At 49.0% G+C, this 13,778-nt stretch carries 6 protein-coding genes and 2 pseudogenes; all 8 read left to right on the top strand.

All coding sequences use genetic code 11. From position 1 onward, the window contains the following. The first annotated feature begins 26 nt into the window (after positions 1–26). The 8 genes and pseudogenes from ACSR9A_RS00515 (at position 27) to ACSR9A_RS00480 (ending at position 13,762) form a co-directional block, all read left to right on the top strand. The gene (locus ACSR9A_RS00515) at positions 27–938 is read left to right on the top strand and encodes a LysR family transcriptional regulator (protein ID WP_473755068.1); all 912 of its coding nucleotides are present in this window, start codon (positions 27–29) and stop codon (positions 936–938) included. Between the two features lie 209 nt (positions 939–1,147). Beyond that, positions 1,148–2,434: a cellulase-like family protein gene (locus tag ACSR9A_RS00510; RefSeq protein WP_473755099.1), complete on the top strand. Its 1,287-nt coding sequence runs from the start codon at positions 1,148–1,150 to the stop codon at positions 2,432–2,434. Between the two features lie 76 nt (positions 2,435–2,510). Then, positions 2,511–3,149 (top strand): annotated as a pseudogene (locus ACSR9A_RS00505) (TerD family protein); the annotation flags it as partial. Between the two features lie 147 nt (positions 3,150–3,296). Further along, positions 3,297–3,959 carry a vWA domain-containing protein gene (locus tag ACSR9A_RS00500; RefSeq protein ID WP_473755098.1) on the top strand — a complete coding sequence of 221 codons (663 nt, stop codon included), beginning with the start codon at positions 3,297–3,299 and terminating at the stop codon, positions 3,957–3,959. 269 nt (positions 3,960–4,228) lie between these two features. Then, positions 4,229–7,120: a cellulose binding domain-containing protein gene (locus tag ACSR9A_RS00495; RefSeq protein ID WP_473755097.1), complete on the top strand. Its 2,892-nt coding sequence runs from the start codon at positions 4,229–4,231 to the stop codon at positions 7,118–7,120. A gap of 246 nt (positions 7,121–7,366) precedes the next feature. Beyond that, positions 7,367–8,461: pseudogene (locus ACSR9A_RS00490) on the top strand (glycoside hydrolase 5 family protein); the annotation flags it as partial. Continuing rightward, entirely contained in the window at positions 8,447–9,232 is a 786-nt protein-coding gene (locus tag ACSR9A_RS00485; protein WP_473755096.1) for a cellulose binding domain-containing protein, read from the top strand. The pseudogene ACSR9A_RS00490 and the gene ACSR9A_RS00485, both read left to right, overlap by 15 nt. A gap of 1,440 nt (positions 9,233–10,672) precedes the next feature. Next, complete coding sequence (locus ACSR9A_RS00480; RefSeq protein WP_473755067.1) at positions 10,673–13,762, top strand: hybrid sensor histidine kinase/response regulator; 3,090 nt, start codon at positions 10,673–10,675, stop codon at positions 13,760–13,762. The last annotated feature ends 16 nt before the right edge of the window (positions 13,763–13,778 follow it).

Below are 13,778 nucleotides of genomic sequence, written 5' to 3'. Positions count from 1 at the left end.
AATGATATAGAGGTGGTCTATACCATATGTTTAATCTGGAATGGTATCGGATTTTTCTGCATACAGCACGCTGCAAAAATTTAACAAGAGCGGCGCAGGAGCTGCATATTACGCAGCCATCGGTCAGCTATGCGATTAAGCAGATGGAGGAGGCTTTGCAGCTCAAGCTTTTTCATCGGCTGTCGAAGGGCGTCGAGCTTACTGAAGAAGGGCGGGCGCTGCAAGGCTATGTCGAGCAATCCTTTTCCATGCTGGATTCTGCCCAAAAGCATTTGCAAAATATGAAGCTGCTCAGCGAGGGAGAAATTCGCATCGGGGCGAGCGATTCGCTGATTAAGCATCTTTTGCTGCCGCAATTAAATGCCTTTCATCGCGATTATCCGGGTATCCGAATCCGTCTTTCGCATGGGAAGACGCCCGATATTACGCAGCGCTTAAGGGAAGGCGAGATCGATTGTGCGATTATCCATCTGCCTATAAACGATTCACAGCTGAATATCCAGACGCTTGCGGTGCTGGAGGATTGCTTTGTAGTCGGAGAAGCTTATGCGGAGCTAGCCCGCGGCTCAGCAGCGAATGGTGCCTTAACGATGCAGCAGCTGGCTGAGCTGCCGCTCCTGTTATTATCTCCGGGCAGCAGCACGAGGGAGTTTGTTGAACAATGGTTCGCGGGCAAGGGACAGGCGGTAAAGCCGGATATCGAGCTTGGAAGTATTGATCTGCTCGCCCAGTTCGCAAGGCTCGGTTACGGGGCCGCATTCATTAGCCGTTCTTTTGTGCAGGAGGAATTAAATAATGGCATGCTGTATGAAGTATTTGTAGAAGATCCGCTTCCACCCCGCAGCATCGGGCTTGCCGTACGGCAGGACAGGAAGCTGTCGGTTGCGGCTGAGCGCTTCGTCGAAATGTGCATGCCGGCTGTCGATGAGGGACATTAAATTAGTTTTGGTGAAATTAGACTTGCCAAGCGTGCCTGGTACATCACTTTGGTAAATCCGAATATGTTCCATCAGCATCCGTACATCGTTCATGGCGTCTGCCGGCGTGAACCATGTACCATAAAGAAAAAGCGTTCTCTGCACAACCTAGTGTGGTAGCGGATGATGGGATGATCACCCTATCCATAGAGGACAGAAATGGTGGACATATGAGCATAGCGAGCAGGCAGCTGCCCCGTAAACTGACTATTACGATGTGGGATTTCTCTTGGTATACGATGACGACGCCGGGGGAGCCATACAGCGATTTAGCTGCAAGATATAAAGAGGCGGTGGAGCGGGGATATAACACGATTCGCATTTGTGCGATGCCACTCATGCTGTTTACGGATTCGGGCGTTCGCCCCGGACCGCTGCGCTTCGGCAATTTGGGCGAGGTGGGCCAGCGGACACGCTGGTACAATTGCAGAGGCGGAGCAGAGCTGGACGGGCATGCGCAGCTGCTGGAGCTGTTCAAGCAGGCAAAGGCTCACAACTGCTATATTATTCTTTCCTCGTGGGAATACCAGCAAAGTCCAAGCTTTCTGGCGGAGCCTTATTTGCGCGATTTGCTGGCGGATATTCCGCCGGACCAGCGCTTTATGGCGCTGGCGAAGTCAATGGATCAGCTTATTAAATATGTAAAGGCAGCGGGCTATGGCGAGCAAATCGCTTATGCCGAGCTGCATAATGAGGTTGAATTTGGACAGCTTACCGATATTGCAACGGAGCAGGGCGTTGCCAGCTCCAATACACCTGGCCTTGTGCAAATTATGCAGCCCTATATTGAAGAAGCGGTCGCGTTTCTCCGCGAGCAGCATCCCGAGCTGTTAATGACGGCAAGCTATACGCTGAATGAGGCTTACCCGAAAGCTTATGTGGCGCGAAATATGCAGGTGGCTCATTTTCATCTGTATATTAAAGGCGTGCTGCAGGAGCTGATGGACCGGACGGGCATCGACAATGAAGCGGTGCCGTTTCCAAATGAGCTGGTGCAATCGCTGCTGCGGGAAGATGCGCCGCCGTTCGATAGCTGGCAGCTTCCGGCAGGCCAGGAATGGCGGATGCAGGGCAATCCCGTCGGCATGAAGCTGCTTTATCTCCATGATTGGGCCGACCCGGATCAATGGGATTTATATTTGTATGACCATTATGGCAGCCATAAGCTGGCGATGCTCCAGAAGGCGGATTTTCGTTTTGAGGAGCTGCATGAATGGGCGGGGCAAACGGAGCTTCCTATCGTCATTGGCGAAGGTTATGTGGGCTACACGCCGCTGCATGCGGGCTTTGAGGAAGGGCCAGTCGGTAAATTTATTGCCGAATACGCCATTCGCAAAGGGATGAAGCTGGGCTTCTGGGGCATGGTGCTCTGCTCCAACTGCGCGCCACATCATCCGTTCTGGAACGATATTGCGTGGCAGCAAAAGTGGAACCGGTTTATTTTGGAATCGGAATAAATGAATGCGGCAAATATAGCTCAAGAAAAAATCAAATAGAGCGGGATGAAAGCTTCTTTTTCAAGCATGCCGAGGCATGCGGGGAACGAGGCTTTTTCTCTCTCCTATCACGCGCCGATTTGCTATAATCGGTATAGATGATCTTATTTACCATTCTACTAGGCGAGAGGAAGATACATATATGCAAATGCTGAAGGGGCAAAAAGCAGACGTCACCAAAGGGAGAAGCCTCGGCAAGCTGGCTGTTCAGTTTGGCTGGAAAGCTGGCAAAAGCGAGCTCGGCATCGATGCTGCGGCGTTTCTGCTGTCAGAGCGCGGCCGCTGCGAGCGGGATGAGGATTTTATTTTTTATGGCAATCCATTAGCGGCTAGCGGCGCTGCCGAGCATAAATCAAACGGCCAACAGCTTGGCAAGGAAGCAGGCGATCAGGAAGTGATCGAGCTTGTACTTGGACGTTTGCCGGAGCAAATAGCGAAAGCTGCTTTTACGGTGACGATATATGATGGCGAGCAGCTCGGGCATGCTTTTCAGGATGTAACGGGGCTTTATGTGCGGCTTGTTAACCTAGACACGAAGGAGGAGCTGCTGCGCTACGAGTACGGTGCGGATTTGGTGAAGGAGACGGCGGTCGTAGCGGGGGAGCTGTATCGTCACAATGGCGAGTGGAAGTTTAGCGCGATTGGCAGCGGCTTTAACGGCGGACTTGCCGCATTATGCTTGAATTATGGGCTTGAGCTGGAAGGAAATGCGGCGGCGGGCGAAAATGAGTCATCCCAAGTTCTAGCTCATGACCAAGCTCGGGCAGAGGCAGCTGCAGCGGCGACATTGGAAGCACCTGTACAAACAGCCTCCCTTAGCAAAATCGATTTCCGCAAAAAGCTCGTGCAATACACTCTGGAGAAAAAGCAGCTGACGAATGTCGTGGCCAGAGTAGGCATCGTGCTGGATATTTCCGGCTCTATGCTGACGCTGTATAAAAACGGCACCGTTCAGGAAGTCGTGGAGCGGATTTTGGCAGTTGCCTGCAAGTTCGATGACAACGGCACGCTCGACGTGTGGGTGTATGATAATGAATACAGCCGTTTGCCGTCGGTAACGGAGCGCGATTTTGGACAATATGTCTATAAGCATATTTTAAACAATGACCGCATTCATAAGTTTGGGCGCAATAATGAACCTCCGGTGATGGAGGATGTGATTCGCAAATATACGGTGGAGGAAAATGATCCTACACCTGTGTTCATCATTTTTATTAACGATGGCGGGGTAGTGAAGTCGATTAAGCATACGATTACCCACTCGGCGGTGCAGCCGATTTTCTGGCAGTTTGTCGGCATTGGAAACTCCAATTTTGAAGTATTGAAGCGGCTGGATACGATGGAGGGGCGAATCGTAGATAATGCGAGCTTTTTCCATTTGGACGATATTGCGGCAGTGTCGGATGAGGAGTTGTATGATCAACTGCTGAATGAGTTTCCGATGTGGATAAAAGCGGCGAAGGAACAACGCATTATTCGGTCATAACCATAAGGTAATCCTGCTCTGAACCGAGACGAAGCGACTCAAGTGGCCATTGCTGCTGGCTGGAGCGCCCAGGTTCAGAGCTTTTTACATGCGGGGAGTTCAAAATAACCGATTTCTACATGAAAATATATCCATTTTATATAGTGCTTGGCTTATATTTTATGTGCTAAAATGAAAGCGTATACATTTGGAAGGGAGTGGTTGCTCATCCATATTTATATGTTAAGTGTTTGTGTTATATCATTCCAATTGAGGAGGGTATTCATTTGATCAAACATTCAATGCGCAAGCTGGGCACGCTGGCCCTAGCGATCACAGTTGTAGCCGGCACCGCAATAATCGGAAACCCGCTGCAGGCGCAAGCTGCACCAAGTGAAGCGTACACGTGGAAAAATGTAGTGACTGGCGGGGGCGGAGGCTTCGTCCCAGGATTTGTTTTTAATAAAAAGGAGCCCGGGCTGCTCTATGCACGTACGGATATAGGCGGTGCGTATCGTTACAACGCGTCGACAGGCAGCTGGAAAGCGCTGCTGGACCACGTGGGCTGGGATGAGTGGAATAAGACTGGCGTGGACGCGCTGGCAACCGACCCGGTCGATCCGAATCGCCTATATATTGCGGCTGGCACCTATACGAATAATTGGGACCCACATAACGGCTATATTATGCGCTCCACGGATAAAGGAGACACCTGGCAGGAAACGCAGCTGCCTTTCAAGATTGGCGGCAATATGCCGGGGCGCTCTATGGGCGAGCGGCTGATGATTGACCCGAATAAAAACAATATTCTTTATTTTGGCGCACGCAGCGGCAATGGCCTGTGGAAAAGTACAGACTATGGTGTGACGTGGAGCAAGGTAACGGCGTTTCCGAATCCAGGCAATTTTGTCGAGGATCCCACTTATGAATACACGGCGGATATTATGGGGCTCGCCTGGATCACCTTTGACGAATCGACGGGCTCGCCTGGAACGGCGACGCAAACGATTTATGTCGGTGTAGCGGATACAACTAGCAGTATCTATCGTAGTACGAATGGCGGAGCTACCTGGTCTGCCGTTGCAGGACAGCCGACAGGCTATTTGCCGCATCATGGCGAGCTGGATTCGAATGGGCAGCTGTATGTTACATATAGCAACGGTACCGGTCCATATAACGGCTCGAAGGGCGATGTATGGAGGCTGAATACAGCAACTGGCGTGTGGGCGAACATTAGCCCTGTACCATCAAGCAGTGCGGACAATTATTTCGGCTATGGGGGACTTGCCGTGGATGACCAGAACCCAGGTACGCTGATCGTTGCAACGCTCAATTCCTGGTGGCCGGATGCAAACCTTTATCGCAGTACGGATAGCGGCGCAACGTGGAAGCCGATTTGGCAGTATAGCGGTTACCCGAACCGCGACTTCTCGTACACACAGGATATTTCGGCTGCTCCATGGCTCGATTGGGGCGTAAGTTCTGCACCACCGGAAGTATCGCCTAAGCTCGGCTGGATGATTGGCGATATCGAAATCGATCCTTTCAACTCTGACCGCATGCTTTACGGCACAGGCGCAACGGTGTACGGCACGACGAACTTGACGGCTTGGGATAGCGGCGGCAAAGTGGCTTTGTCTGTTATGGCCAAGGGCATTGAGGAAACGAATGTAAATACGCTGCTTAGCCCACCGACTGGTGCTCATCTTCTTAGCGGGGTATTTGATGTATCAGGCTTCCGCCACGATGATTTAACCGTATCGCCTGCCAAAATGTTCATAAATCCAAGCAGCACGACGGACATGGATTTTGCCGAGCTGAATGCCGGATTCATTGCGCGAGTTGGAAAGGCAGACAAGGCGAAATATCCTAATGAAAAATCGATTGCTCTGTCCTACGATGGCGGAACGAACTGGTATAGCCCGAATGCAGAGCCCTCTGCAACAACGGGCGGCGGCTTCATAGCGGTTGCGGCTGACAACAGCTCGCTCGTATGGAGCACATCCGATGTCGGTGTTTATTATTCCAAAACGACCGGCAACTCATGGACAGCGAGCACAGGCATTCCAGCTGGCGCAAAAGTTGTTTCAGACCGCGTCAACAAAAACAAGTTTTATGCGGCTGCGGCAGGCAAGTTCTATGTAAGCACCGACGGTGGCGTGACGTTCACGATGTCCGCAGCAGCAGGGCTTCCAGCAGAAGGAAATATAAAATTTAAAGCGCTTCCAGGCGTGGAAGGCGATATTTGGCTCGCTGGCGGCAACGAGGCGAGCGGTGTATACGGGTTGTGGCATTCGACGAACTCGGGCGCATCGTTTACGAAGCTTAGCAACGTCGAGGAAGCAGATGTCGTTGGCTTCGGAATGGCAGCGCCAGGCCAGACGTATCCTGCGCTATATGTATCGGCGCAAATCGATCAAGTCAGAGGATTTTTCCGCTCCGATAATGGCGGGGCAAATTGGGTGAGAATTAATGATGACCAGCATCAATATGCGTTTACAGGCGAAACGATCACGGGCGATCCGCGCATCTTCGGACGCGTATATATCGGCACGAATGGCCGCGGAATCATCTATGGCGATACGGTGAATGGCCCAACTCCTACACCGACGCCAACAGCGACACCGACGCCAACGGCGACACCAACTCCAACAGCGACACCAACGCCAACGGCGACACCAACGCCAACAGCGACACCGACGCCAACAGCGACGCCGTCTCCGGCAGGCAGCTTTAAAGTGCAGCTGTTTAATGGAGGAACATCGGCAACAGCGAACACGCTTAATCCGAAAATCAAACTGGTCAATACAGGCACAAGCTCACTGAATCTTGCTGATGTGACGCTTCGTTATTATTACACGATTGACGGAGAGCAAGCCCAAAGCTTCTGGTGCGACTGGTCGACCGTTGGCAGCGCCAACGTCCATGCTTCCTTCGTCAAGCTGCCGACGGCTGTAACGGGAACAGACTACTACGTTGAAATTAGCTTTGCCAGCGCAGCGGGGTCTGTCGCGGCAGGTCAAAGCATCGAGCTGCAAACGCGGATTTCGAAAAACAATTGGAGCAACTACACCCAGACCGGCGATTATTCATTCAATTCCAGTGCGACAAGCTACGTAGATTGGGACAAAGCTACCGGCTATGCAGCGGGCAGCCTGCAATGGGGCGTAGAGCCATCTTAATTTGAAGAAGAGCAAAAGCTCATGCGCCGGATCGTAAGGTGCATGAGCTTTTTGTACGGGTGCTGCCGCTATTTTTGGTCACCAAAGTGATAGAAAAGAGGTAACCATTCGACTAGTTTCGAGGCGGTACCCTGCTCAATAGTAGAAGGATAGCAATTCCATTTCAGATGACAAAAATCCAAAAGGAGACTATAACGTATGAAGCAGCAGCTTAAACGATTCATGATTTTTTCACTGGCGCTAGCCATGGTGTGCGGGTGGACAACGGCCGATACGAAGGCCAACGCCGCAGATAGCGATGCATTCGTTACGACAGCAGGAAGCAAGTTTCAGCTCGATGGCGAAGACTTTTATTTTGCAGGAACGAATAATTATTATTTCCACTATAAGTCGCAAAAAATGGTCGATGATGTGTTTGCCGATATGGTGGCGATGAATCTCAAGGTAATCCGGATTTGGGGCTTCCATAATGGACAGCCGCAGGACAATGCCGTCCTACAGCCAACTCCCGGCGTGTATGATGAATCGGGCTTTACCAAGCTCGATTATGCAATCTATAAGGCAGGACAGTCGGGCGTTAAGCTGGTTATTCCATTTGTGAACAACTGGGATGATTTTGGCGGCATGAATCAATACGTTGCGTGGTTTAATGCCGGCTCGCATGATGCTTTTTATACGAATGCTTCTATTAAACAAGCTTATAAAAACTATGTAAACTATATGCTCAACCGGGTGAACACGTACACAGGCATTAAATATAAAGATGATCCAGCCATAATGGCATGGGAGCTGGCGAATGAGCCGCGTGCCCAATCCGACACAACCGGCAACAAGCTTGTTAATTGGGCGGATGAGATGAGCACCTACGTCAAATCGCTTGATGCGAATCATTTGGTCGCTGTAGGCGATGAAGGCTTTTATAACATTCCGGGGCATTCGGGCTGGATGTATGGCGGCGGGGAGGGCGTTGATTGGGAAAGGCTGATTGCGCTGCCGAATATTGATTACGGCACGTTTCACCTATATCCGGATCATTGGAACCGTACAGCGCAGTGGGGCACGCAGTGGATTATTGACCATATCGAGGACGGCAATGCGGCGCAGAAGCCAGTCGTGCTGGAGGAATTCGGCTATCAAAATCAAGCGACCCGCAATCAGGTTTATGCCGCATGGCTTGGTGCCGTTGAGCAATATGGCGGTGCGGGCAGCCAGTTTTGGATTTTAACCGGCATTCAGGATAATGATACGCTGTATCCCGATTATGATGGCTTCCGGGTCGTATATCCAAGCGCGACGGCTACGCTGCTGACTAATCACGCCAATGTGATGAATGCCAAGTCGAGCGGCGGCGGAACCGGGCCGATACCGACAGTGCCGGCGGCGCCGCAAGGCGTAACGGCAACATCGGGAAATGGCCAGGCGGCGCTTTCCTGGCAGGCGGTCAGCGGAGCGACAAGCTACAACATTAAGCGCGCAGCTTCAAGCGCGGGCCCCTTCGCCACAGTAGGCACGACAAGCAGCAACAGCTATGTAGATACGGGGCTGGTCAATGGAACGACTTACTACTACGCGGTTAGCGCGGTGAACAGCGTGGGTGAATCAGCGAATTCCTTGCAGCCCAGCGCAACGCCAACCCTTCCGAGTACGGGAACGGGCGAGCTTAAGGTTCAATACAAGAATGGCGATTCTGCCGCTTTGGACAATCAATTAAAGCCGCAAATCCGCATTGTTAATTCGGGGACAACGGCTGTGCCGCTTCATGAGCTCACCATTCGCTATTGGTATTCGGCAGATGGCGCGCAGCCGCAAACCTTTGATTGTGACTATGCGACAGTTGGCTGCTCCAATCTTAGCAGCAGCATTGCTGCGTCAGGCAAGACGAGCGCAAATGCCGACACTTATTTGGAAATAAGCTTCGGCACAGGTGCTGGAAATATCACTGCTGGCGGCCATACGGGGGAAATGCAGACGCGTATTCATAAGAACGATTGGACCAACTATATCGAGACCAATGACTACTCGTACAATGCGGCGAATACGGCCTTTGCTGATGCCAGCCGAGTCACCTTGTATCGCAGCGGAGTACTTGTATGGGGAGAGGAGCCGTCGTAAAAGCAACTTAGCTGACTACTCTCATCTAGGCACTTTAAGCAGGTGAGAGTAGCGGACTACGTTGTGTAGTTCGGTAAAGTATTTAGCCTGAGATTACACTTTATTGTTTTTGGGTATTGCAATAGCAAATGTATGTTAACAAAAGGTTTTCAAATTCCCTTCATATGTGAACTTATTTTCAAAAATAATAGTAGAAGGATACTCATCGAAGAGTATTTTTGAATAAACTATTTCCTTCTAATGAATTTATTATATAGGAATAAAATAATTAAAATAACAACTATCCAAAAGACAACTATCCACGCAACTCCTGATATCATCTTTAAAAACCCTTCTAAACCCATTTTTACACCTCCATATATAATATATTCTATAATATGAGAATTTAGAGCGACCTTGGTATATTTATATTTAACCATTAGTCGTTTCGTTGGTCAAACATTTCAGGTTAATTATCTAAAATGATTTGAAAAGAAAGTGTAAAATATGATGTGTAAATAGAAAAAATGAAAACTTCTTCTAGTGGAGTTGCTACGCACATCAATCCGAAAACCGAGGACTTCCTTATGTAGCATCTACTGGTTAAATCATATACACAAAATCCTTGGCGCTACCTTTGAAAATCATTTTAAATTGAAGAATCTGAATCAGTAAATTATTATTAAATTAACAAAAATTCTTTTGTCAATAAATCAAAACTAAATTTTTTATGTTAAATATTATTTTTTGTTTATTAATTCAAATATGATACGGTTTATTATTATATAATTTTTGGAAATAAATTATTGTGAGTATTTTATTTGGTTTGAATTATTTGATTGATATTCTTGTGTATTTATTAAAATCCAATAATTCATTCCGAATTTTAATTGAATTAGCTGGTCGGGCGTAGCATTAAGCAAAATAAGTTTGTTCTTACCATGATAGACTATGCACAGCCGGAGAAGAGAATAAAAGTTTGAAGAAGCTTGTTGCAAAACAAGCAGGTAGTTTGCCGTATGTGCAAATTCATGGAGGTGCTTCGTCTCCAGTACAAAATCAGCATCAAGTTATTTTAAGTGAAAAACGAACAAACAAACAGCAACCCCAGTCGTAGGATCAATGCTGAGTGTTTATGAATCAGTGTAGAGAAGCGAAAATTCTTTTGAGGTACGATTGTTCACAGGCTGATCTGTTCGATTTTCAGTCTTCAATTGATTCAGGATTACAACCGTGTTCGCTCATGTGTAGGTAATCATAAGTAGGATTTTCAGTAAGCATTAAGGTAATATAGCCGAAATATGTTCAGAAAAGGTTCAGAATAGAAGTTATAATAGAAGATAGAAACGATAACGATAGCTTGCATGAATAAGCAGTGCCTGGTGAGTGCGACTCAGCAGGCTTTTACATCGTATAGACGATACATAAGAGACATCGTAACGCTGCGGGGAGAGACTATGAATGCTTAATCGAAAGAACATGGGCATGTTCCTGATGATAATAGGAATTTTGGGCACAATTTTCGCGCTTATTTTCCATAATGTTGCAGATAAACAGGATGTGCGTGCTGTAAATGGCGTGTTGGACTTGAGTAACTGGAGTTTTGTAGAAAAGGGGGCAGTGAAGCTGGATGGCGAGTGGGAGTTTTATCCTGGCCAGCTGCTGACTCCAAAAGATTTTGTCATAGCTAGCCAGATGCCGCAGGAGCAGGCTCCACCGAGCAAGCTGGTGAACGTGCCAGGTAAATGGAATGATTATTTGTCTGGAGAAGGAAGTAGGGCGGGCATTGGCTACGGCACTTATCGCTTGAAAATTCAGCTTCCCAGCCATTTGCGAGAAATATATGGGGTTTATACCTCAAACATTCGCATGGCCAATCGCATTTATTTAAACAATCAAATGATTGGCGCCAGTGGTGCCCCAGCTGCAAATGAGTACGATGGCGTTCAGAACAATGTGCCTTATATTGGTCTTGGCACCGTTGCGGGCGATTCGGTCGAGCTCATTGTGCAGGTGGCAAACTACAGCTATGCTACAGGCGGCATTATTTATTCCATTACCTTCGGAGAGCAGCACACCATTATCAAAAACCGTGAGATGGATATTTTGCTAGGGGTGCTGACGATTGCCGGATTTTTGATTCCAGGCTTATTTTGCTTGCTGTTATATGCGCTTAGAAAACAGGAGAAGGGGCTGATGTTTCTCGGGCTTTTTTGCCTCTCGTCCATGATTTTTATGATGACCCAAGGGGAACGGCTCATTTCCCAGCTGCTTCCTGATCTGCCGTATTCCTTCGTGCTGAAGCTGCAGCCAATCTCATCGGTGTTTGTGTATTATTTTTTATTATGCATCGTGAATGAAATGCTGCCAGGCATCGTTCATCCCAAAGTGATGCGGTTCTTGAAATGGTTTGCGGGCATCACCATTTTGCTGGAGCTCATTGCGACGCCATTATTTATATCGAAGCTGGAAGTATTAATTATGGCTCAAGGCTTGTTGATGATCGTTTATTATATTTATGTCATTATCCGCGGGGTAGGACGCAAAGCGTATACGGATCCCTACTGGTTTTTAAGTCTTCAGAGCATCGTCATGATGATGCTTGCTTCCATGATGCGGGCCTACGGATTTTTGGAAAGCACCATGCTCATTTCCTTCGAAATGCTGCTGTTTGTGTTCGCCCACGCGGGCTTGTTCGCGAAACGCTTTACGAAATCAATTCGCGAGGTGGAGCAGCTGTCAGAGAAGCTGCTGACGCTTGATGGGCTCAAGGATGAATTTATGACGATGACCTCGCACGAGCTGAGGACGCCGCTGCACGGCATTATTAATATGGCAGCCTCGATGCTGGAAGGCGCTGCCGGGCCGCTGAACAATACGAAGCAGGCGGAGCATTTATCGATGATTGTCTCGACCGGCAAGCAGCTGTCCGCCCTTATTCAAGATATTTTGGAATTCGCGGAGCTGCGGGGCGGTGTGATGAAGCTGGCGAAGCGAAAAATTTATTTTCAGCCTGTGCTTCATGCGGTCGTAGAGGTTGTGGAGCATCTGCTCATCGACAAGCAGGTGCAGATTCAGCAGCGGCTGCCCGCCAATTTGCCTTTGCTGGATGCGGATGAGGATCGGCTGCGGCAAATTTTGTACAACTTGCTGGGCAATGCAGCGAAGGCGACCATTCAAGGGAAAATTACAATTAGTGCGGTGACGCAGGCAAATAAGGTGAGGGTGGACATTTCGGATACGGGAATGGGCATGTCGCCTGAGCAGCTGGAAACGATTTTTCTTTCTGAACGTAAAGCAAAGGCTGCACTGGCGGGTTTTCAAGGCTCGGGCTTCGGACTGCGCATTACGAAGCAGCTTGTGGAGCTGGGTGGGGGAACCATCAGCGTCCATTCTATTGTAGGAAAAGGGACTACGTTCAGCTTTACAATACCCATTGCACAAGGCCAGCAAACAGACGAGGCTGATATCCCCTATCAGGAGCAGGCCGCCGCAATCGAGCTTACGGCTATGCTGAATATACCGCCGCCCGCTGCTGAATTCCGCGTACTCGTCGTTGACGATGATCCGATTAATTTGCAGGTGCTCATTAATTTGCTTTCCATCGAACGCTGCGAGGTAACGGCGGTAAGAAGCGGGGATGAAGCGCTTGAGGAGGCGCTTGCTGCTCCGGCCAAATATGATTTGGTCATTACGGACTGGATGATGCCGAAAATGTCGGGCATTGAGCTTTGCCGCAAAATCCGTGAGCGCTTCCTGCTGTCTGAGCTGCCGGTGCTGCTGCTCACGGCCAGAACGAAGCCAGAGGACATTAAGCTCGGCTTTGAGGCAGGGGTCAACGATTATATTGGCAAGCCCGTTGATGCAGGCGAGCTGCGTGCCCGGGTTCAAACGCTGCTGGCACTCCGCAAGTCGGTTAAGCTGGCCGTACAGGCGGAAATGGCATTTTTACAGGCGCAAATCAAGCCCCATTTTTTATATAATGCCTTGAATACGATTATAGCGATTTGTCCGGTAGATCCGTATAAAGCAATGGAGCTGCTGATTGAGTTAAGCCAGTTTTTGCGCAGCAGCTTTGATTTCCATAATCGCGATAAAATGACGACGATCGAACGTGAGCTGGAGCTGGTTAAGTCTTATTTGACGCTGGAAAAGGCGCGTTTTGATGAAAGGCTTAAAATTGAATACGAAATTAGCTGCGATGAGCTTGCGCTTATACCTCCGCTGACTATTCAGCCGATTGTGGAAAATGCGGTTAATCACGGCGTCATGAAAAAAGAAGAAGGCGGCACCATTAAGCTGAAAATTTCTGAAGTGGATAACTGTATTATGGTTCTTGTAGAGGACGATGGTGTAGGCTTTTCCCCTGAACGATTATCGCAGGTGCTTTCGGACAAAGGGACGGGACGCGTAGGCTTGAGCAACATTCATCAAAGGCTGGTTAATTTGTACGGCAGCGGTTTGGTCATTGATGGACAGCGGCAGCACGGAGCGGAGGTAAGCTTCCGCTATCCAAAAGAGCTTCGAGCAGGCACGTATAGCGAAGTATGAAAGGGAGTCGATGGCG

It is taken from the genome of Paenibacillus sp. R-74696 (genome assembly GCF_055814915.1).
Note: the sequence above shows the minus strand (reverse complement) of the source record. Positions and strands in the feature narration are given on the sequence as shown.